This window comes from Bacteroides sp. An51A, assembly GCF_002161565.1.
Classification (GTDB): Bacteria; Bacteroidota; Bacteroidia; order Bacteroidales; family Bacteroidaceae; genus Phocaeicola; species Phocaeicola intestinalis.
This window is the reverse complement of the sequence record NZ_NFIC01000010.1, coordinates 14,363-35,959: the sequence shown is the minus strand read 5'-3', so window position 1 is coordinate 35,959 and position 21,597 is coordinate 14,363. Positions and strand designations below refer to the sequence as shown.

Below are 21,597 nucleotides of genomic sequence, written 5' to 3'. Positions count from 1 at the left end.
AAAGATAATAATTTTCTTTCAAGCAGAGAAAAAAAGCGCATGTTTTTTTGCTATGGTAAGGCTTTTCTTAGGGTATCACCCCATGCGGCGGGCAGTTGGGCCTCTGCCCGATATAGGCAGGTATCGGACAGAGGAATTTTCATTTTACGGTACTGTACACTAGGTCAATGGTGGTGTCTGTGCCCGGCACGGCAGTAGTCAGTTGTTTGGATTGGCTGAATACCGTTTCACCGTCTTTATATACGTTCATGGTCAGTTTGGCATCTTCTTTTGAATAAAGGATGCCTTGTGCCGTGATCTTGCTGACTTTCCCGTCAGTTACATAGGAAGTCCGGCTGGTGAAACTCTCATTGACTTGTTCCGTCCGTTCTCCGGTCTGTTCGTTCCTGAACGCTACTCCGTCAAGGTTATACAGATGCAGGTTTCCTTTAGGGCTGTTTCCGCTGACTTCCACGACTACCCTGTATATGCTTCCGCTGTCTGTTACGGATGGATCGTTTTCACTGCTGCATGAGGTCATGATGCATAAGGTTGTGCATAAAATCGCTAAGAATGCTTGATAATGCTTTTTCATGTTTCAAAATTTTAAATGGTTTGTAATTTCATTATTGTTTCCGTTGGCTGGTTGTGTTTGCGGTTTGGTTCTTCAACCGGTCTGCCACGTTGTTAAGGATGGCATTCACATCGCTGATGATTCTGATGTAGTTCTGCTGTACGATTTCTTCCAGTATCTCCAGTTCCAGTTTCTCCTTTCCCTTTCCAAGCCTGACCGGAAAAGAGAAACGGGGTATTTCCTGTTCCTCAAACCGGCACATTTGGAATTGGACGCTGAAATAGGGCGGTTTCCCACCGGCAATTTTCCCGGTGAAATGACCGGCAGACTGACCGGCCACTTCACGGGCTTTCAGCACCTTTTCTTTTTGCAGGCTTTCAGTCATGCTGTTGCTTCCGCTTTCCTGATGTGAATAAGACTGTTGTGCTTCCTTCTGTTCTCCTAAGAGGCTTTCAATGTCCTTGGCGGTCTTTTCGTTTCCGGTCATGCCGTAGGCTTGTGTCCCGCAGGAGGCTTTCAGGATATTCGCGCTTTTCTCGCCGTAATCACGGATCGCTTGGTTGAAATCCTGCACGGCAAGGATGGTCGATACGTTGTGCTTTCGGGCTGTTCCGATGAAGGTGTCTATTCCTTGCAGGAGGATGGTGGGGAACTCGTCCACCATGAACACGCTGGTCGCCTTGCCCGGATTGTTCATCTGCGACATGAGCACGCTTCCGATGCAGGAGATCGCCGGAGATACGGCTTCTTTGATGGTGGGTGCATTGCCAACGCAGAGCAGCGTAGGATGTTCCTTGTTGGTAATGTCTAATGAGAACTCTTCTTCAGGCAAGGGAGATAATACCCAGAAAATGTACTTGTTGTTCAGCAGGACAAGCGGAGTCTGTGCGGATGAAACGGCACCGGCAGTCTGCTGTTGGGCACCAAGTTTCCATGCGGTCAGCATCGATGACATGTTCAGTGCGATTTCCGGGTCTTCTGAAAGCCAGTGAAACACAAGATCGCTGTCAGAAAGAGCAAAAGCGATGACATGGGGAAGCGTACAGATGCCTTGCTCACGTTCCTTAAAGCACTTGTAGGCAATTGAATAGACATAGTTGATGGCGTTGTTTGCCCAAAAGTCGGTCTTTTCCTTCCAACTGGCTTCGAGGTTCTTCATCAATGTCGTGATAATGTTCCGGATAAACAGAGATTCGTTGCCTTTGTACATGTAGCGTGGCGAAAGGACATTCACACGGACTGTACGGGACATATCCACGAAGTTGATGTAGGCGAAGCCGGGCACTTCCCTTCCTTGTCTCTTGAAGTGCTCGATGCTGCCGTAGGCAATGCGTGAGAGGATGGGCGAGTTGGCTTTGGTCGGGTCTCCTTCCCAGTCGTAAATGAATCCGGCGTAATTACGTTCGGCGCACTGGTAAATCATGCCTTTTATCCAACTTTCGGACTTGCCTGACCCCGGACCGCCATCGATGTAGATGTTCTGTTGGGGCTTGTGGACGGTCAGCGGACCGTTCGCCGTCTCAAACCGGAAGTAGAACGGAGATTCTTCGTTGCTCAGGCCGAAGATGCTTTCATCAGACTTGACATGCTTGCGGATGAAGTACGGAAGTGTCTTGATGACTAGTAAGGTATAGGAGACAAACAGGCAGGGGAAAACGAACAGGTTGTACCAATGGGAAAGACGGCTGAATCCGATGACCAATACCGAGGCGGTCAGCAGTGTCATGCTGGCATAGAACCATTTCCGGCTTTCGTCTTTCGGTAAACCGAATGGAAAGAGAAAGGCAAGCCCGCCAATGAGGATGACATACAGGAACCGGAACATCATGCCTTTCTCCATCAGCTTTTCCCACAGTGGCGGATTACGGAGCGGTACATACAGCCCGTTTACTATCGCCCACTGAAATAGTACGGCGATGCCTATCAAGGTGGAGAGCAGAATCAGGATAAATGACAGGTCTTTCTTTTCTCTTTCCATAGTCCGCTTGTTATGATTGGGTTGCCGGTGATTCTTCTCTCTTGTCCGCTTTGCCCAAGAGTTCGATGCGCGAGACATTCAGGCTGACGGAAGGGACATGGGTGCCGTCCTCTTTATGGAACACATCGGCATAGACATCTCCGCAAACATAGACTTGCGTGCCTTTCTTCAGGTATTCCATTACTTTGCTTTCAAAGTTCACGAAGCAGCATACCCACAAGGTCTGTTCTTCGCTGTCCGCATTTCTGAATTTGTGTGATACGTGGAAGTTGAATCCCTTCCCGTTCTTGTTGGCGCGTGCGTCCGCACCGACATAACCGATAATTTCTCCTGTAAACATAATGATTGTTTTTTAGTTGTTTGTAATCTATAATCCAAGTTGTGGCTCATGGCCTTTATGTATGGTTCCCGTTTCAATCGTTGGCGGGACGGCGATTTCATAGATGGTGGCAAGCAGTTCGCTGCCGGTTTCCGTAATGCCGTTCGTCCTTACCCGTTCGATGTCTTTTTCCGAAGGTGTGAAACCGTCTTTCTTCATTTTTTCAAGCTGCTTCCCGTCATGGTTGAGCATGGCCAACATAAACTGTTCCTCTTGGCTCAGATAGGGATGCATGGATTGGCTTATCTCCTGAATCATGCCGCTGGCTTTGCCCACATCAGACAGGAGGGAATAGATGAATTTCGGGTCTTCCTTCAATGCGGCGAGCCAGTTTTTCAGATACATGGCGTTTTCTTCGCGGATGTGGGTGGATATGCCCATCGCCTGACCGGTGGTTGCCGCAGTGAGTTCAGCTACCAGTTCTTCCCTTGCATATTTTTCATCTCCGAAAATCATGCCTTTTTCACGGTTCAGGTATGTTGGTTCACCGGTAGAGTGTGCCATTTCATGCAACAGGGTTGAATAGAAATTCTCTCCGCAGTCGAACTGACCTTTCTTCGGAACGACAATATAACCATCTGCCCCTCGGACATGATAGGCTTTGTCCCCTTCCTTTTGATGGATCGGGCAAAGCCATTGTTGTTCGCGCATCAGAGCGTCTAACAGCGGCATGGTGAACATCCCTTGTTCGTCCTTTAACGCAGGTACCTGAAATTTCTCTTTCAAGGCTTCCCATTTCTCCGGATGTATTTCTTGCAGGTTGGTCTGCTGCACGTTGAACACGTTGTATGTTTTCATGAAAGGGGTGACTTTATACCGTTCCTGCTCTTCCTTGCTCAGTGCCCGGTATTGGTCAAGTGTGATTTTCCGCCCTTCCTTGTCTTTGATAGAAAAGTTCCAGTAGATGACCGGAAAGGACTTCTCTCCTTTCAGGACATTCACGCCGCTCTCCTTCGCTTGCATGAAGGTCATATATACCGGGAGGGAATAATTCATTTTTTCCGAAAGTAGAAACAGCATGAAGGAATTGACACCATTGTATGCACGCCCTTCAATGTTCTGTGGCAATCCTCCGCCTCGGATGGATAGCCAAGGTCTTTGCCAGTTGTCTTCGACTTGGCGGATTTTTTCGACCATTAGGTCTGCAAACAATTTCAGAGCTTTGTCACCTGCTGTTTCCATGTTCGTACAGTTTGTCGTTTTCATACTGGAGCAGCCATTTTCGGGCTGTCTCGTCATTTATCTCCTGATGGTTTTCCTGCATCGCCTCCTTGTAGGCTGATGCAAGTTCTTCTTGTGCAAGCAGGAACTCCAGATCGCTGATTTCTCCTGCCTGATTTCTCTGTACCAGTTCTTCGTAATCCATTGTATCGTTTTTTAAAGGTCATTGAATGCCCGGTTGATGGTGCTGGCTATTGGCCGCGCCATGTCTTTGGCGTTTTCCGGTTTTGCGCTGTTGGCAAGTCGCACATCTCCCATGTTCTTCTCTTGGGCTTTCAGCCCGAATATTTTCTGTATGGCGATGAGGGTGTTGGACTGTACGCCGGATTCACGCATGTGGGTGAGATCGTCATTGCGCAGCCGATAACCGCCGGACTGTATTTTCTGTATCGTCTCGAAATCGTTTTTCAATGCGGCATCATAAAGTTTTTTGGCTATGGTTTTCTGTTCGTTCTTTGTTTCGGTAAGAACACCGAACACCTGACAGACGGATGCGGTCTGGTGTTCATCCAGTCCTTTTTCCTTGGCGATTCCCCGGATATATTCTTCGCTGGGTCTGTAGCCTTCTTCTTTCAGGATTTGCAGCTTCTCGAAGTCTTTCTTTCCGATTGCTTCCCTCAGTTCGGCTTCCATGTCGCGCGTTGGCCGTTCTTCATGAGGAATATCCCGTTTGGGGGATGAGTCCAATTTAGGGGTCATCTCTTTTATCAGTTCCTGTGCTTTTGACGGTGTGAGGCTCTGTATGTTGGTGAACTGGATGCCTTTCTTGTCATCGGTCAGCCGGACATCCGCAATGAAATACCCTTCTTTACTGTGCATCAGTATGTTTTCAAGCGCATGTCCGTTGGCAAGCAGGTATTTGTCCGCTTTGGTCAGTTTATATCCCTGATATTCGGATGTTTGTCCGATGGCTTCAGGAATCCGTATCTCTTGGTTGGAACGGACGATGACGGAATTCAAGTCTTTGTCCACTTGCAGCATCAGGTCTTTTTTCTTGACTGTAAGTGGGACAATTTCTCCGGCAAGCAGAAGTTCCTTGTCTTTCTTGCTGAGCTTTTTCCCCAATATCTTGTCGGGAATGGTCAGTGCTTCTTTACGGTAGAACACGGATATGCCGTTTTCACTGAACCGCAGCTTGCCCTGCTTGCCGTTAATCTCCATCATGTCAGACAGGATGCCTTTCTCCAGTCTCGTCCCTTTACCGTCAAGGATGTTCCCGTTCTTATGGGCGTACTCGTATAAGGACTGCCCGGTATAACAGACCTTGTGGCGATGGTCGATAACGGTGAACCCGTCCTTGTCCTGCCCTTTCAGGTTCTCCCACCGGATGATGCTGATGCCCTTCCGCTCCAGTTCTGCGGCGTATGCAGGATCGTTGGCCCGGTCTTTGTCGAAAATCCCGGCGACACGTTCCTTTGACTGTTCCCGTAAGCTCTCATCGGTCTTGCTCCCGGCTAACGCCCGTATCTGGTCAATGTGCAGGACGGTTTCTTCTCCGTCTTTGCGGAAACGGAAATATTGGTCTTTGTATTCGGTCTGGTAGCCGAGCGAACGGGCTATGCCGTTGAATTGTCCTACGTTGTCAAACTGATAGGAATCCAGTGCTTCTTTCAGGGTCATGGGCGTTCTTTGTATAAAGGTTCTGCGGAAAGGATATATTCATTGAATACGGCGAGCTTCATGTGGCGTCCGCCGTTTCTCTCATACATCTCGATTTCAAACACTTTGTCATCCGGGATGGTGAATTTCTGGAATCCGAGTATCAGACGGTTCCGGCTCTTCCCCTTGATCTTGTTCTCGAAGTCCTTCAGGTAAACGGGATCTATGGCCGTTTCCTGTTGGATGGCGTTCTTGCTTTTCTTCAGGTCGCGCTGGAAGCATTTCACAAACTCGATGTCGTAATCAATGTAGGAATTGTTTCTTATGTCAAAGACAAAAAACATGAAGTCATTGTGTACATAGAGGTTGGCCATTGAAAGCTCAAACTTGTTCTTGATGACACCCAGACTGAAAATGTTCCGCTCTTTTGTCCTTAGCTCACGGATGCACTTCTCCATCTCTTGACTGTTCACATCGACATGAGCCGTATATTGGCGTGCGTTGTCGAAGTTGTAGGTATAGGATGCCGTTTCGCTTTTCTTCACTGTGATATGGTAGGTGTTCATGTCCTTGTCGATGATAAACAGGTTGGAATGTGGCACGGCATCGGGAGCGGTAACCACCTTCAACTGGTTGTTGTAGGTGGAAAGGCTGAATGACATTTCATTGCCGGGAGTGCCGTAAACGACATCTGCCGGGAAAAAGAACTCGGTGATGTGCAGGTCACTCACTTCCGCCCGGTAGTCATGGTGCTGCCATTTGCCGTTGTCTTCGCAGATGACCTGGTATGCGTCTGTCTCATCGCCTGACTGGTAAGTGATGTGATAGGTATAGACGCTTCCGTCAATGCAGACAACGGTAAGGTTTGTTTCTTCTTCAAAGTCCTCGGTCTGTGCGGACAAACGGACGATGTGGGGGGCTTCCTCCACCCGTTCGGCCAGTATCAGGTTTTCTTTCCCGATGGCGATGTCCGATACCTGCACGGGAAAGACAAGGTGTGTCACAAAGTCGAAAGAGATGCGGATATCCTTTTGGGCGATAGCCTCTTTCCGGGGTGTATCGGTCTCTTGTGCGGATGCGGACAGCCAACAGAGCAGCCCGAACAGTATGGTTGCGATTTTTATCTTTTTCATGTTTCTGTATTTTAGTTGAAAAATGCGGTGAATACGGTGATCCCCCATAGCAGGAGAACGCAGACAGCGAATGAGAGGGTAAGCGGACGGATTTCCCGGAAACTTTTCCCCTTCCTTCGTGATACATAGATGCGGTAGCCGAAGAAAATTGCGGATAACGCCAACAGATAGTTGAGCATGTCGGTCATAACTTGTCTATGAGAGTTTTTAATGGGTGAGACTTCTTTTTCTCTTTCTCCTGTTCCAGTTGGCTGTATAGCCTTTGCAGTTCCTGCTGTATGGCTTCCCGTTTGAGCTTTGATTCCTCGCTTTCTTCCTGTATGTACATCACGTAGTTGCTCTTCAGATGTACCTTGGTCTGCGACAGACTCATGTTCAGAATCTGCTTGGCTATCTGTGTCGTGGCATTGATGGCACTGGTGACCTCACTGGTCATCGTCCCGATACTGGAGAGCGGCATGTCGATGTTCTGCACAAGCCCCTGCTCCATGCGCTTTGCCGCAGTCGCCTTCATGTTGTTCGGCAGGTTCAGACCTTCCATCGCGTCATTGTCGAAAACGAGGAAGGAGACGGGATTGATGCTGTTGCCGACTTTCAGGTTGTTGATGACAATATCTAACCGGCTGGCTCCTAATGTGGCGGTGCCGTAGAACAGCGTGTTGGCTGGTATCTTCATCCCTGACACTTGCACATCTTCCAACAGACGCATCCGTACCGTGCTGCCTGTGACGATGGTCTGGTCTCCGTGAATGCAGGCTTTGATAAGGTTGCTGCTCTTGGGAAGCGCGGAACGTTGTCTGCGCATCCGTTTCCCGTTACCGGCCAGATAGATGGGGGTGTGCCGCACCCGGTTGTTTACGGTGTCTGAAGAAGCGGGCTGTCCTTCCGTTGCCTGTTCCTCTTTGTCGTACCCGGCAATACGTTCATACATCTTTTCCCGGTATGCGCTCGATTCTTCAAGGTCTTTCCGGATGCGGGCGTTTTTCTTGGCTTTTCGGATAATCTCATTCAGGGCTTCTTCATCTTCCAGACCGCTTAGTTGGGCTTCCAGTTGCCGTGAGAAACGCCCGTCTTTTCCTCCCCCATATCCCTCCATGACTTCTGAATACGGGTCTTTACGCATCCGCCGGATACGTTCGAGTGTCGCTTCGTCATACTTCTCTTCCCGGTTCTGCATATCGAAATAGAAGTCCGATCCTCTGACACGGGAGGCTTCCTGAAGCCGCGCTTGTTCCTGCTTTTCACGTTCGTCCTGTTTATACGCATCTATTTTGTTGTCAGCTTTCTCGGCAACACGCGATTCGGGTTCCAACAAAGTTTCCGCTGTGCGGTTGTCGGATGACTCTTGTTTTTCCTGACCGGAACCGTGCAGGAAGAACACATAGATGAACAGGATGCTCAATAGGATGGGAATGGCCATCAGCAGCTTGTTCTTGTCTTTCAATAAATCTTTCATGTTCATGGCTTATCAGTTTGAGTTTTCAGGATTTGGTTCATCTCCATCCGCGAAGGATGGGTTGGTGTGGCGGAGCAGGTCATCGCCGTTTTCTACAGGCTCTGAGTAGCGGACAATCCAGTCCTCAATCTTTGCCCCGTGCGCGTTGTCCTCGCTTCGCGATACATCATAAAGGGTGAACTCGGCTTCAATGTCGCGCGATACGCTTCCTCTTGCCCGGTAGCCGGTCTGGGTAAACAGAATCTTGCCTGATACGGGAATGGTATTCGTATGGATTTCCACATCCTTGATGGTGACTCCGTACCGGATGTTTTTCTGAATGAGCGAATTGAGCATGTTCACATCATTGTATTCGTTCAGTAATTCTTTCCCTTTGTTCCCGATAAGGTTCAGCGCAAGGGATATGTTGCCTTCATACGTGCTTTCATCGAATGCGTACCAGTGGGTAACGAAGGTTTTCACATGGTTGAGGTACTCGTATTTGCGCATGGCACCTGCTGGCAGGCTGCTTGTCTCATACACTTCCCCGTTCTTGTCGATGACCAATGCCTGGCTGTAGGCTTTCTCTATCTTTACGGTCAGATAGATGAGGCAACTTACAAAAGCGGCAGTCAGTAGGAAGCAATAGCCGATGGAAAGACGGACGGTCAGTTTTACGGCATCATCTGCTCCTTTGAATTTTGTCAAGTCCATAATATGCTATTTTTTATTGTTGTCTATGATACTTTCTCCTGCACTTGCGGCGGCTCCTACATTGGTGAGCTTGCTGGCGGCAGCACTGCCCATCAGTGCGATCGTGGCGGCTGTGGTCACTATGGAAACGGTCTTTGAGATGATTTTCCCGGCATCGCTGTGTCCGACAATCTTAGAGGACAGCCAGAAGCAACTGCAATAGGCTCCGATCAATGCCAAGTCCATGCCCAGATATTGAAGCTGTTGGGTGGCTGCATCCACAGTGTCCGCGCTTTCCGTATAGATGGCTTTCATCGTCTGCCACATGATTTGATTGAGGATGTTGATGACGGTGAACACCATGCAGGCGGAACAGAGCGTGCCGAACCAGACGCTCAGCTGCTTCTGAAATACGGGCAACATGCTCGCGGCGAACACGAACGGGCCGAGAATGACCAGAATCTTGACGATGACCACGCCAAGCCCTAAGATGATGATCTGGATGATGCCGACAAGCAGGGCGGCTACCGCGTGAAGCACCAGTGTGACAAGGTTGGCGGGATTGAGCAGTTGGGCGATCTTTTCCACGCTGGAGCGCACGCCGGTCATTTCATCCTCTTCTTCCATCTTGTCCAGTTCCTGTTGCATGGCACCGGTCGTGTCCTCTCCGGCGGCAACTTCCGATTCAAGGGCATGCTTGTCGTACTCGGCAATCATTTCTCCCTGTTCGGTAGCCGACTGTGCCATGAATTGCGCGAACTCCTGTGCCCTGTCCGAAGTGAGCGAAGTGGCCTCGTTGATGACTTCCATCGTACCGACTATCGTCTGGGCGATGGGCTTATATAAAGTCAGGCAGAAGAACAAGACAAGGCAGCGGGCGATTTCCATCATGTCCGGAAACTTGTCCTCGTTCGGGTTCAATAACTGGCTGGCTCCATGAGTCAGGTAGTTGTAGGCGATGTTGCAGATAAAGCAGATGACACCCACGCCGAAGGCAATGACGGTCATTTGGGAAACAAGTTCCATCGTCAGCCCGTCTGTTATCTGCAAGCCCCATAAAAAGTTGTCTTGATTCATAACGGCTAATTGGTATAACGTGTGTAGGCGGATAACCGTCCTTGGTAATAGGTTTTCCGGTTATGCCCTTTCAATGATTTGTAGATAACGGTAGAACGTACCGATTCGTTGAACTCTCTCATCTGTTCCGAGGCTTTCTCGACAGATTCCTTCACTTGCTCGATAAACGACATGCGCCCTTCCGAGTTCATGGAGAAGTAGCTGGTCACCGTAGCTACCTTAAACAGCAGGTCAGTGCTCAGGCTGAGATTCACGGTCACGCGCTGGAAGTTCAGGAACTTCAGGCAGTGGTAGTTGGAACCGACATTCAGATAGAAACTGTATTCGCTGCTCAGGCAAGCCACATCATCCAACAGGTCAGCAAGCTCTTTGAGCGATTGCAGTTCTTTTAGCTGGTCTATCTTCTGTAACCCTAACCGAAGTTCCTGGGCATCGATCATTTCATTGATTTGGGATATCCATTGCTTGACATTGGCTACCCATTCTGTGGCGTTCAGTGCGGTATGGCCGGGGTCTGACACGACAAACTGTGCGTGTGCCTGACGGATGTTCGTGCAGAGCAAGACGGCGATAAGGCTGAAAGCCAGAAGTGTCCTTTTCATTTGTCTTTTCTTATTTGAGGATGAATAATAAAGTGAATATCACGCAGACAAGCCAAGCTATCAGATAGCTTTTGGCATTGTCTTTCTTGGTGGCCAATGCCCAGACTACGAATATCAGGGCTACTCCGAGCATGGCGGATGCGATGCTTCCGGCCAGTGCGTAAGACTGGCTGTTGAAGTCGCCTGACCAGTTCAGGATTTCATTCAGTCCTTGTGTCGCGTCATCCATACCGCCGCCTCCTTTCTTCAAGATACAGATTGATGGCCGTATAGGTGGAACCGGTCTCCTGAAACAGTTGCTTCAACCGGACAACGGTAGCCTGACGGGAATCGAAGGCGACTGCCGCAAATTCGGAGACCTCGTTGCGGAAAATGAATGCGTCATTCGACATTTTGATGAAGAACTCACGCCAACGTTCCGTCCGCTGGAGGGATTCTATCATAAACAGTTCTTCGTCCGTGATAGATAGGACAGCTTGCACTTCCGGCAAATTCTGCCGGTGTTCCGAGTGGTCTAAGATAATCTTGGTCGCGCAGTTGATGATGATGGAGTCCTTGATGCTGGGCGGCATGTTCTTCAGGAAAAGGATATTCTGGGCGGCAAGCGTGATGCTTCCTTCCTTTTTTCGGAACGTGCGGTACAGGTAGGCGATAAAATCGCCGAACTTTTCGTCCTGAAGGAAATCCAACGCTTCGTCAATGATCAGTTCCTTCATGAATCCCTGCCGTTTCTTGATTTTGTCTACAATCATCTGAAGGGTGATGATGGCGACCAGTGGGAAGTATTCTTTCTTGCTGGCATCTTCCATGTCAAACGCAATGAGACGGTCATGCACGATGTCTACATTCTCCTTGGCGTTGAGCAGGAAGCTCATTTCTCCTTCGGTGTATGGCTCCAGAAGCAGTATCAGTTCCTCTATCTCAAATTTCTGTTTCTCAAACTCGCTCATGCGGTTGCCGAATACATCTTGCAAGTATTTCCGGTATGCGGTCAGGCAGGGGAATATGCGCTCATGCCTCTCCCCTATCGAGGAATTGTTCACATAGTCATAAAATCCGATAATGGATTTCCGGAGGATGGCACTTTCTGCCGGAAGCATCGGCTCACGGGCTTTCCAAATGTAGCTGATAATAGCTACGATGGTCTTGATGAGGTCATCCGCAGACTCGGCATCCGAGGTGTCGATGTACAGGTACTTCCCGTTCTTGTCCCGGTCACAGAGGAAGGGGTTGAACGCGAATTTCTTCTGTTCCGTCGAATCGAAATACTTGCCGCGGTTCAGCGCGATCATCGAGCGGTACGAGCCGCCGATGTCGATGATCATGACATCCCTGCCAAGCTCATAGCTTTGCAGGATATAGTTGTTCAGCCAGAATGACTTTCCCGAACCGGACGGGCCGATGACGATGCGGTTCTTGTTGTTCAATGTGGGATAATCCCACAGGTTGATCCTGACGGGCGTGCCAAAACGGTCATTGTAGATGTGTCCTTTGCTGTCAGACAGATACATCCCTTCTTTCTGCAAATAGCAGATGGCTTGTTTCGTGGTGTTGATGAAGCCACGGTAGTTGGCTCTCGCATTGCCGGGAATGTTCGTGAAAAACAAGTTGCACAATTCCGCATTCTCCACGTAACAACTGCTCTGGTTCATGAAGGAGTAACCTTGCTGTACCAATGCGATTTTGCGCATGAGGGTGGTCTTGTCCGTGTCGTTCACAATGACATTGAAAGCCGTGTATGCGGTCTGGTAGTCGAATTTGGTAATTTCGTTGCAGAAAGCTTCCTGTTCGCGCTGCTTCTCTGAGGCCGGAGGATAGAAGTTGGTAATGTAGTTCAACGCATCCTTTTCCGCGCCGATGGCGGTTACAGTGGCATCAGGGTCTGTGATTTCTATCACCACATTCACAATGTGGTCGAACGGCAATCCCAAACCTACCGGATATAGCATCGAGCATTTGCTTTTGATACTGTCCGGCACTTCTATCTGTCCGCCGTAGGATTTTGACTTGCCGGTATGCGGCACGACAAGTTCATGCAGGTGTTCCCCTTCGTTTGTGAGTGACAGCATCGCTACGAACTGTTGCCCGATCTTCATGTCCCCGTTCTGGCTGACTGCCATCGGATTGACCGTTTTCTGTGTGGCATCGTCAGTGGGTGTCTCATAGGAGAGGTTGATGTAGTCGTATATGGCGTTGTTGAGTTCACGGCTGTTCATCTTCCGTATCTCAAACTGTTGGATGGAGGCAAGCCCGTTCTCGAAGTTCAGCAGAAAGGCTTCCATCTCGGCAAGCCTTTCCCGGTAGTCCTTAAACGGCTGCTTAAACGGGTAGTGCAGCTTGCGCATGAGCGAGGTGCCGGATGCGCTTTTGCGTATCTTGCCGTTCCGTTTGCCGTTCGTGAACGTGACATACAGGTTGGTATAGCTGTTCAGGATTTCTTTCCCTTCAAAGTAGCGGTTGTTCTCCGAAACCAAGGCATTGGTGGAATATTCCGTGTTATGGTATTCCCCTTTGTAATAAAAGGCTTGCTGGTGTACGACCGTCCCTGCCGGAAGCATCTTAAACAGGGCTTCCAACCGCTCATGGATGTATTGCGCGTCATTTTCGGAAAGGGTGAACACTTCGGGGAGGAACAGGCGGTAGCCGACCGTGATGTCTCCGTTCCCGTTGATGATCGCGTCCTCTGTAATGGTCTGTATAGGCAGCACATCCCCCAAATCTACGGATTTGTCCGTCAGGCGGATTTCTGTCTGCCTGACATAAATCAAGGCTATCAGCAGGCTCAACAGGCAGATTACTGCTGTCAATAGTAAGATGATTCCTATCATGGGCTGTCGGTGTTTAGAATGAACTTGAATATTCTCCTTTTGTCCGTTATCCGTCTGGGTGTCGCGCTTCGGACGCTCAGTCCGCTCAGGTAATCGGGATTTCCGGCCTTGTGCTCTTTCTTCAGGGTCTTAAACAGCATGGCTGAGAAAAACAGTATTGCCGATACGATGCCGATGATGAGCAGCGGATGAAACTGTTTGAAGATGCTCACAATAATAGTGATGGCTACAAACAGCATGAAAATGCCGAACTGACCCGAAGAAAGCCCGAAGAAACGGATAGGTTTGTTGATTTTGCGCATTGTCCTCATAAGTCAGATAATCAGGAAGGCTACCATGATGACTACTACCGCAATAATCCACCCCAAAAGATACTCCTTTGCGTGCGGATTGTTGGTGGCCAATGAATAAATGACGAATACAAGGGCGATTCCGAGCACGGCGGCAAGAATGTATTTGGCGACATCAAGGATGGTGTCTGCCCCTTCTTTGGCTGTATCGGTAACTTCAGACAGGCTGTTGATTTTCAGTCCGCTCTGTGCAAAAGACATTTCGGCTGTCCCTAACAGGGTACAGAATGCCAACAGGGTGAGAATCCCTTTCCCGTGACGATTGATGACTGTCTTTGCTTTCTTGATAGATGTTTTGATGATGTTCATAGTTGTTGATATTTAATGATTATACATGAATGTTCTTCAGCTTGTTCCATTGCACATCCTTATGCCGTACATAAACGGTGTCTTCCTTTTGTGTGTCTGTAGCGTGCTTCCCGGTGTAATAGAAAGCCCGTCCGTGCAGGTACATGTCCGCTATCTCTGCGGCCAATTTTTCGTCCTCGACCTCTTTCTGAAAGATGACATGGATGACCGGGCTTGTGCCTGTCTGGTCATTCTGGCTCTTTTCCCCGTTCGGATTGTGCCCGGTATTCCTTTCCGGTTCGCTGCCCTTCCGCTGTTTTTTCCGGAAGTAAAAATACGACAGCAGGCATATCGCGGCCATGATAAGAAAGTCTGCCGTGCTCATAGCAGTTGCCATACGGCTAGCCAGACAACGAGGGCGATGACATAGGTGATGACCGCTTCTTTTGTCCGTTCATGGTTGGTTATCAGTCTCTTCAATACGGCTAATCCGGCGCAGATGAAACCGACCCCGACTAAATATGCCCCTATTTCACGGTACAGTGCTACCAGTCCGCTCACATCTGTGGCGGATAACAATATGCTTATCAACATGATGCAGTGATTATGCTAATATAACAATGCTTTGATTCCTATGTTCCAGACGGTGTTCCACTCATGGAATGAGAGCGGATTCCAATATTGTTGTATGCCGGCTAACAAGGCCATCCGGGGGAGGATGAATATCTCCATTTCCGTACCGATCTTCGGACCGATGATGAACTGGTATTCTTCATCAGGATGTCTGGTATGCTCTACTCCGGTAAATGCGCCGATGCTTAGCCCCCAATAGACGGATTTCAGATTGCTGGCGAGGGTATAATGATAGCTCCCGTCCACATATATGTCTTTGCCTTTCGCTTCCCGTGTGAGCGGGATTTCACCCTCTGTGAGTGTGACGGAATAATCGTATGTCTTTTCAAAGTAGTTAGCCCCTATTTTCCAATAGCTTTTCCGGTTGATGTATCGGGAATAGGACAGGTTGAAATAATTGTCCGCGTCACCGAAAATGTTGGTTCCGTAATTCACTTCGAGGGCTGAGACTCCTTTGTAATGCTGTTGTGCGTAAGTGTCCCCAATGCCTAACAGTAATGCCGCGATTGTCGCCGCAGCAATTTTTATCCATTCCATATGCGATAAGTGTTAGTTTGTTAAGTTGATATATATATTTTTTCATCTGTATATTCAAATTGTTAGCTTTGTATTGTTTATGGGAAACAGATGGCTCTATTTTTCTGCTTTCCGCTTACAAACATATAGATTATATACGATGCGACAAACTTTGTGAAAGGCATTTTGGATGTTTCGTTTGTTTCTTTAATCTGCATTAAATTTTCGGGCTTCCGGATTGTCCGGGTTGGGGAATTATTCCACAATAAAATAGCCAGAATAGGCTAGTTGTGTATAACTGTCCCTATTCCGGCTGTGTCGCTGACGGCATTTTCTCTTATATCCTTTTCCGGATATTGCTCAAGGCCTGAGGTGTGATGCCTAGGTAACTGGCGATGTCTTTCAGTGAGAAGAATTGCAGGAGCCACCGCTCTGTATTGAGCAGGTGTCTGTAACGTTCTTCTGCGGTCAGTGTGTGAAATACTTTTTCTCGTTCAATCTTGTGGATAATCGAACGCTCCAGATGAATTCTGGCCAGTTTGTTGAAGCTGAACGAAAGGTCATAGAAATCATGCAGCTTGCTCTTTTCCATCCGCCAGATTTTGCATGGCGATAAAGCCTTTACGTTGTAATAGGCATAATGTGTATCGTGTGACAGGAAAAAGTTGATGAACTCTTTTTCCTCTACGAACTTGGCGGTTATCTCCCGGTTATCCTTGTCGGGAAACCATAGTTTTATGTTCCCTTTCTCCAAATAATACAGGTAGAGGACTTCTTCGCCCTTGTTCACTACATGTTCTCCTTTTTTGACGGTCATCGGCTCAAAGTGCTCGTTGATGAATGCCTTCTCGCCTTCGGTCATCCGTACATGGGAATGTATGCCCATTTTAAGAATAGTTTCGTCAATCAGTCTGGCTATCGCTATTTCTCTCTTCATTGTCTATTTATATATGAAGGTGCGGAAGCGCACCTCTCAACCGGGGCAGTGGCTCGCCCAAACAACAGAAGCACGCCCCGCACCGATTTGAATTTTCGATACAGGTACGCGCTTGCCGTTGTTTTAACTTTCAGATGCCACTCTTTGGTTGAGCAAGCGTAAATATGTAAAAAAACGGACTGCCTTTTCGGACAATCCGTTGCAAATATAGGGATTTTATTTCAAATTTTCAGAGTTGGCAGGTCAAAGTTCCTTGGAGCCACGCCTAATACCTTGATATAAGTGTCCCGATAAACATTTTCTTTGAGTGGACGATCTTCCTCAGAATAAGCCCATTCTATGAACGATTGGTAATACTCTCCAGAGCCGAATTTGAATTGTTCTTTGTAGCGATAGTGCTGGCTGATGTGTATGCCCATTTTTTTAAGAAACTCGCTTTGCAGGTTCTCATAGTATTTGGCTAAAAGAACAGCTTTCAGTTTCTCGTCAAAGTAGTTGAGCGTTTCTTCTTCAAACAGGAATTGCACGGTATAAGCCCATCGGTCTCCTTCCCCCTTGATATACTTAAACTTGAATTTCGTGACTTCTAAATTCTTGTTGATTGCATTCAAGATGCTGGTTACCTTTTTTTTGCGGTCTGCATTATTGGTGATGTTCACCTCAAATATGTCGGCAAGCTGGTCTACAGTAGCCGTAAAGCAAGGCTCGTTTCCCTGCTCGATCTTATATTTGATAAGATAAATCATCCGGGTCAGGTTCAGATAGAACTTACGGTAGCCTTTGCGGTTCGGAAGTTTCCGGTAATCCTTCAGCTCAATCAGGTTGTATTCCGTGAACAGTGTATTCAGCAGATCTTTGCTCAGATGGATGTTGTAGACCCGTTTCGTTTTCTTCTTGGTTGAGAAGTCATCCTTGATTTCAAAGCTGTCGAATATCTGGATGAACTTATACTTGGATTTCCCGTCTTTGGAATAGGCGACGGTAAGGTTGGAGGTTCCTAACCGGTAGATGGCCGCTTCAAAGGAGTTTTCAATGGGGTGCTCGATTTTCCGCCCGTTCTGTTCGGTCATGTATATGGGAGACTGGTTCCCGAAAAGCTTCTCCAACACATCTTGCGGCAACTTCCGTTGTAGGCGCGTGCGTTCATAACCCATTGCCTTGCAGAAATCATTGATCGTAAACCAACATTCACCGAACAGGTCTTTCATCTGTGAGGATGCGGCATAGATGATGATGTCTGACATAATGGATCCCGCAGAATCGAATAACACTTCCAATACTTCTGTATTGGAAGATTCGTTCAGGCTTCGTGGCACGCGGCTCAGTTCTTTTTCCACTATCTCCATAATCTCCTATAACGACCACAAATATAGGGATTTTTTTTCAATCAGTCGCTTCTTTGGAGCTTTTACTTTCCGGTCCTGCATTTGCCCTCCCGATCAGTTGTGTATAACTGTCCATACTTGTGCCTTTTTCCCCTCTCTAGATGTGTACAGGTGTCCTTACTTCCCGATTTAGATGTGTATAACTGTCCTTAATCCCCGATTTAGATGTGTATAACTGTCCTTGATCCCCGATTTAGATGTGTACAGGTGTCCTTACTTCCCGATTTAGATGTGTATAACTGTCCCGACCATTCTCCCAGATGTGTATAACTGTCCTTGTCTGTTTTGAAGCAGATTTTTTCACAACACACTAATATTCAATGCACTAGTACTAACTTTCATCATTTTAGATGTGTACAACTGTCCCACAAACTCATAATTACCTAAAAACCTAAAATACGGGGAAACAAATGTTTCGACTGACCATAACATACTTTCGGAAAAAATTTTTAGGGGAAAGGTTTTATGCTATTACATTATTTAACATTGCAGGAATGATGAATGAAGCGTTTGAAGTGTAAAAGTGTCCTTGGTTGTAACGATTTTTAAACAAAAAAAGGATGAACCCCGTCTGTGGTGGATTCATCCCTATATGGCTTCTAAGGCAGATAGCTTTTTTCCGGAAGTATCTTCGTTACATGCTCATGTATTTTTTTAAGAGACTCTGTATCTCCTTATTGTGTTCTTCGCATACGATGTCGAGGATGTTGGACGCAAGGATGTACATGCTGACTCCCGTTGCCGTTGAAATGCGCTTGAGCGTCCTGTGCGTGTCGCTGGATATGCGGATGACTTCGTTCCCTTTTATCTTCCGGTCTTGCAGGTAGTCTGAGAATTTCCTTTTCCGCACGTTGGCATTCGTAGCCGGCTCGTTGGAGGACGGTTCCGCCGTATCTTTAGGCTGCTTTTCTTCTGCTTCTACAGTTTCTTCGACCATTGCTGAAGGTTTGTTTTCTGTTGTTTCCGTTTCCGGATTTGCCGCTACATTTGTCGTTTCCTTTACCTCCTGCTCCTTTTGCTTTGCGCTTTGCATCAGGAGATTCTTCATTGCCTGGGATGTATTTCCTTTCATGTGAATCAATTTTTAATGTGGTTGCTAATCAGTTCCAATACTTCCTCGCAGAATGCGTCACACGGATGATGATACGCATTACTGAGTGTCGACAGGTTCCTCTGGTAGTCCACCCTCGAATCTTTGATGTAGTTATCCATCAGCTCGAATGGAAGCGCACTCTTGTTCGCCGTGATTTCCTTGAACTCCAGAACATTCGGCATGACACGGTTCATGGCTCCACGCACCGTTGTCTTTTGTCCCAATTTGCTCCGGGCTGAGAGGATGTCCTTATAAATGTTGTTATAAAAATAGAGCGTGGCCGACAAATCCGTATTGTTCGGCTCGAACGGAATGATAATGACATCAATGAAATGTAACGCTTCTATCACGCCGTTCTGTTTCAGGTTTCCCGGAAAATCAACTAAGATAATATCAAAGCTATCTTTCAAAAAGTCCAGTTGATTGATGAACTCGGAGGATGAGATGTTGATAACCTGATATTCGTTTTCTTTATCCCCATCTTCCAAGGTTTCATTCTCACGCAATCTTCCGATCGTATTCTGCATGTCATCGATATCCACAACTGCAACGGCCAGTCCTTCCCCATCCTCATTCATGGATTGGATGTAACCGGCGAACAAGGCGGTCAGTGTTGACTTCCCTACCCCGCCTTTGGGGTTTTCAAAGGCAACTGTTATGCCTGGTAATTTCTGTCCCATCTTTAATTCCTTTATTGATTAAGCACGTTGCAAATATAGTAATTTATTTCTTTATCAACAACGAAATTTAGTTATTTCTTAGTAGCTTAATTAATCACGTAATTTATAAAGTAAATAAGAATGAAATTAAGCAATCAATTTATTACGTTCTTACCTATATTCGTAATTAAGTAATATATTACATACTTACATAATTAAGTAAGTAACTATGTTACATAAGTAACTAAGTAATATTTGTTGTTTGTATAATATGAAACTATGATACGATGTAACATTGTTACTTTGTTACATTTGTACTGTGCAGGCTTGTATATGGCTGTGTATTCTTAATGCAGATTAAGAAATCGGCAACCAATCATCGGATGTTTCTCCATGTTGAAATATATCATTATCTTTGTGGAATGCAAGGTATGTTTTTGTATATACAAAAAACCTTGCGGCAGCCGGGCAGCCGAGTCCATTCGCTTTGCTCACCAATGCAGTAAGTGTATTAAAAGATAGTATGCAATGAAAGAAAACAAGACGAAGAATATAGTCATTCGCTTGACGGAAGAAGAAAAGAATAAGCTGGTAAAACAAGCCGGTTCTGTTGGGAAATCCCTTTCTTCATACATCCGCGAGGTGTCTTTGAAAGGTAATATAACTTCCAAGACAGACATTCAAACCGTGTATGAACTGAAGAAAATTGGAGCCAATATCAACCAGTTGGTAAAGCACGCGAATATGCTTCCAGTTGATGAAAACGTGAGGCAATTATTGGCTCGTATGAACGAATACCTGTCGGATATTGACCGGATAAAAAAGAATCTTCTATGATAGCCGAGATACAACCTTCATTTTCCTCATCGGCTGCAATGGAACGCAAAGTGGCCTATCAGCTTACGAAGATAGAGCAGGGTGACGCACGGGTATTGTTCACCTCGACCGGTGATGCACTGCAAAACATTCCGGAATATATGCAGCTGATCGCAGGAATGAATGAGCGGGTAAAATTACCCTATGCCGAGTTTATCCTTAGCTTATATCCTGGGGAAACGCTTACAGATAAGGAATGGCTTTCGCTGGTCAATGAATATGTCAGGCGGATGGGTTACGGAGAATGCTGTTACGCTGTGGTGTTGAATACCGACAAAGCCCATCAGCATGTGCATGTGCTCCTGACTACGGTAGATGAAGAAGGAAGAAGCGTCCCATCGGGAAACAACTACCGCCGTTCGGAAAAGATCTCCCGTGAACTGGAACGGAAATACGGGCTGATGCCGGTAGAGAACAGCCATTCCGCCAAAGCGACCTTAGGGGAATCCCACTATCGTACTTATTATTTCGATGCCGCCATGAAAAAGGCATTGCGCAACCATGCTTACCGGGATAAGGTATCGTCCTTGTTGTGTCATGCGGATGCCCTGCGATCTTCCGGGAAACCGGCTCAGGAGATTACGCTATCCAATGAGGAATGGCGGGTGCTGCTTGGTGATGAATTGTATGATGACCTTTTCAATGTATTGGAAAAAGGAGGATTCTTCAAACCTTTGCTCAAAGACGAACTGCTTCATCAGCTTGACCGTGTTTATGCCTTTTCTGAGAATACGGCGGATTTCCGGAAGAATCTGGAGTATGAAGGGTTGTATATGCGTTTGGTCACGAAGAAAGACAAGTCTTATTATGTCTATGGCATGAAAGACACATCTTTCTATGTCAAAGATACCTCACTGCCCATGAAATACCGTTTCGGGCATATCCGCTTTGACGGTAAGGGCATGAGTGTCGATGAGCAGAAACACTATCTCTATGACCATGTGTTCATGGCATTGAACGGTTCCGGCAGTTACCGGCAGTTTAAGGAAAAGCTGGAGCAGGAAGGCATTCAGGTGCAGGAACATGAGAATGCAAGCGGTGTATATGGCATCTCGTTCGGCATGTCCGGCATTGACAGCCCTCAAATGTTCAAAGGCTCTGACATTTCTCGCAAGCTGACCTACCGGAATATACAAAAGCATTTTGACGGTGTGGCAGCAGGGATGTCGCCGCATATTGATAGGGTAGGGGAGTTCCGTAAAAGGGTGGAACGGGAATCAATGTATATGCAGCATGGTTCGATTCCTTATATACCAGATGTGGATGTAACGGGTGGCAGCAAGAAGCCTGATGAGGATGATTTCATCCCGTCCAAGAAAAAGAAGAAACGCAAGAATGAGCAAGGCTTTTCTTTGTGACAGA

General features: G+C 47.2%; 24 protein-coding genes. 2 read left to right on the top strand and 22 right to left on the bottom strand.

Annotated elements, in window-relative coordinates; translation table 11 throughout:
- Positions 1 to 139 precede the first annotated feature (139 nt).
- From B5G04_RS16885 to B5G04_RS16780, 22 genes are all read right to left on the bottom strand, one after another.
- The gene (locus B5G04_RS16885) at positions 140 to 574 is read right to left on the bottom strand and encodes a hypothetical protein (protein WP_087398125.1); all 435 of its coding nucleotides are present in this window, start codon (positions 572 to 574) and stop codon (positions 140 to 142) included.
- 31 nt (positions 575 to 605) lie between these two features.
- Positions 606 to 2,531, bottom strand: coding sequence for a TraM recognition domain-containing protein (locus tag B5G04_RS16880; RefSeq protein WP_087398124.1), 1,926 nt, complete (start codon positions 2,529 to 2,531; stop codon positions 606 to 608).
- Positions 2,532 to 2,541: 10 nt separating this feature from the next.
- Positions 2,542 to 2,871 carry a single-stranded DNA-binding protein gene (locus B5G04_RS16875; RefSeq protein WP_087398123.1) on the bottom strand — a complete coding sequence of 110 codons (330 nt, stop codon included), beginning with the start codon at positions 2,869 to 2,871 and terminating at the stop codon, positions 2,542 to 2,544.
- A 27-nt stretch (positions 2,872 to 2,898) separates the two neighbouring features.
- A complete protein-coding gene (locus B5G04_RS16870; RefSeq protein ID WP_239414138.1) occupies positions 2,899 to 4,116 on the bottom strand; it encodes an ArdC-like ssDNA-binding domain-containing protein in 1,218 nt (405 codons plus the stop codon).
- On the bottom strand, positions 4,076 to 4,276 hold the full coding sequence (locus B5G04_RS16865; RefSeq protein WP_087398121.1) for a hypothetical protein: 201 nt from the start codon (positions 4,274 to 4,276) through the stop codon (positions 4,076 to 4,078). The genes B5G04_RS16870 and B5G04_RS16865 overlap by 41 nt, the downstream gene beginning before the upstream one ends.
- Before the next feature lie 11 nt (positions 4,277 to 4,287).
- On the bottom strand, positions 4,288 to 5,751 hold the full coding sequence (locus tag B5G04_RS16860) for a DUF3945 domain-containing protein (protein ID WP_087398120.1): 1,464 nt from the start codon (positions 5,749 to 5,751) through the stop codon (positions 4,288 to 4,290).
- On the bottom strand, positions 5,748 to 6,863 hold the full coding sequence (locus B5G04_RS16855; protein ID WP_087398119.1) for a DUF4138 domain-containing protein: 1,116 nt from the start codon (positions 6,861 to 6,863) through the stop codon (positions 5,748 to 5,750). Before B5G04_RS16855 ends, B5G04_RS16860 begins: the two co-directional genes overlap by 4 nt.
- A 184-nt stretch (positions 6,864 to 7,047) precedes the next feature.
- The gene (gene traM, locus B5G04_RS16850) at positions 7,048 to 8,319 is read right to left on the bottom strand and encodes a conjugative transposon protein TraM (RefSeq protein WP_239414137.1); all 1,272 of its coding nucleotides are present in this window, start codon (positions 8,317 to 8,319) and stop codon (positions 7,048 to 7,050) included.
- Between the two features lie 12 nt (positions 8,320 to 8,331).
- Positions 8,332 to 9,012: a hypothetical protein gene (locus B5G04_RS16845; protein WP_087398117.1), complete on the bottom strand. Its 681-nt coding sequence runs from the start codon at positions 9,010 to 9,012 to the stop codon at positions 8,332 to 8,334.
- Between the two features lie 6 nt (positions 9,013 to 9,018).
- Entirely contained in the window at positions 9,019 to 10,068 is a 1,050-nt protein-coding gene (locus tag B5G04_RS16840) for a hypothetical protein (RefSeq protein ID WP_087398116.1), read from the bottom strand.
- Positions 10,069 to 10,073: 5 nt separating this feature from the next.
- Positions 10,074 to 10,670: a hypothetical protein gene (locus B5G04_RS16835; RefSeq protein WP_143270480.1), complete on the bottom strand. Its 597-nt coding sequence runs from the start codon at positions 10,668 to 10,670 to the stop codon at positions 10,074 to 10,076.
- 10 nt (positions 10,671 to 10,680) lie between these two features.
- Positions 10,681 to 10,899, bottom strand: a complete 219-nt coding sequence (locus B5G04_RS16830) for a hypothetical protein (protein WP_087398115.1) — start codon at positions 10,897 to 10,899, stop codon at positions 10,681 to 10,683.
- A complete protein-coding gene (locus B5G04_RS16825; protein ID WP_087398114.1) occupies positions 10,892 to 13,498 on the bottom strand; it encodes a TraG family conjugative transposon ATPase in 2,607 nt (868 codons plus the stop codon). Before B5G04_RS16825 ends, B5G04_RS16830 begins: the two co-directional genes overlap by 8 nt.
- Positions 13,495 to 13,809 (bottom strand): hypothetical protein, encoded by a 315-nt coding sequence (locus tag B5G04_RS16820; protein ID WP_087398113.1) that lies wholly within the window; start codon positions 13,807 to 13,809, stop codon positions 13,495 to 13,497. Before B5G04_RS16820 ends, B5G04_RS16825 begins: the two co-directional genes overlap by 4 nt.
- A 3-nt stretch (positions 13,810 to 13,812) precedes the next feature.
- A complete protein-coding gene (locus B5G04_RS16815; RefSeq protein WP_087398112.1) occupies positions 13,813 to 14,157 on the bottom strand; it encodes a hypothetical protein in 345 nt (114 codons plus the stop codon).
- A gap of 19 nt (positions 14,158 to 14,176) precedes the next feature.
- Positions 14,177 to 14,533, bottom strand: a complete 357-nt coding sequence (locus tag B5G04_RS16810; RefSeq protein ID WP_143270479.1) for a hypothetical protein — start codon at positions 14,531 to 14,533, stop codon at positions 14,177 to 14,179.
- Complete coding sequence (locus B5G04_RS16805) at positions 14,518 to 14,730, bottom strand: hypothetical protein (protein WP_087398110.1); 213 nt, start codon at positions 14,728 to 14,730, stop codon at positions 14,518 to 14,520. The genes B5G04_RS16810 and B5G04_RS16805 overlap by 16 nt, the downstream gene beginning before the upstream one ends.
- Before the next feature lie 15 nt (positions 14,731 to 14,745).
- The gene (locus B5G04_RS16800; protein ID WP_087398109.1) at positions 14,746 to 15,306 is read right to left on the bottom strand and encodes a conjugal transfer protein TraO; all 561 of its coding nucleotides are present in this window, start codon (positions 15,304 to 15,306) and stop codon (positions 14,746 to 14,748) included.
- Between the two features lie 316 nt (positions 15,307 to 15,622).
- The gene (locus tag B5G04_RS16795) at positions 15,623 to 16,222 is read right to left on the bottom strand and encodes a Crp/Fnr family transcriptional regulator (protein ID WP_087398108.1); all 600 of its coding nucleotides are present in this window, start codon (positions 16,220 to 16,222) and stop codon (positions 15,623 to 15,625) included.
- 221 nt (positions 16,223 to 16,443) lie between these two features.
- Positions 16,444 to 17,568, bottom strand: coding sequence for a hypothetical protein (locus tag B5G04_RS16790; RefSeq protein ID WP_087398107.1), 1,125 nt, complete (start codon positions 17,566 to 17,568; stop codon positions 16,444 to 16,446).
- A 673-nt stretch (positions 17,569 to 18,241) separates the two neighbouring features.
- The gene (locus B5G04_RS16785; RefSeq protein ID WP_239414136.1) at positions 18,242 to 18,679 is read right to left on the bottom strand and encodes a DUF3408 domain-containing protein; all 438 of its coding nucleotides are present in this window, start codon (positions 18,677 to 18,679) and stop codon (positions 18,242 to 18,244) included.
- 5 nt (positions 18,680 to 18,684) lie between these two features.
- Positions 18,685 to 19,380: a ParA family protein gene (locus B5G04_RS16780; protein WP_087398106.1), complete on the bottom strand. Its 696-nt coding sequence runs from the start codon at positions 19,378 to 19,380 to the stop codon at positions 18,685 to 18,687.
- A 507-nt stretch (positions 19,381 to 19,887) separates the two neighbouring features.
- On the opposite strand from B5G04_RS16780, the gene mobC reads away from it, so the two are divergent.
- Both mobC and B5G04_RS16770 read left to right on the top strand, forming a co-directional pair.
- Positions 19,888 to 20,196: a plasmid mobilization relaxosome protein MobC gene (gene mobC, locus B5G04_RS16775; protein WP_087398105.1), complete on the top strand. Its 309-nt coding sequence runs from the start codon at positions 19,888 to 19,890 to the stop codon at positions 20,194 to 20,196.
- A complete protein-coding gene (locus tag B5G04_RS16770) occupies positions 20,193 to 21,593 on the top strand; it encodes a relaxase/mobilization nuclease domain-containing protein (RefSeq protein ID WP_087398104.1) in 1,401 nt (466 codons plus the stop codon). The genes mobC and B5G04_RS16770 overlap by 4 nt, the downstream gene beginning before the upstream one ends.
- Positions 21,594 to 21,597: the final 4 nt, after the last annotated feature.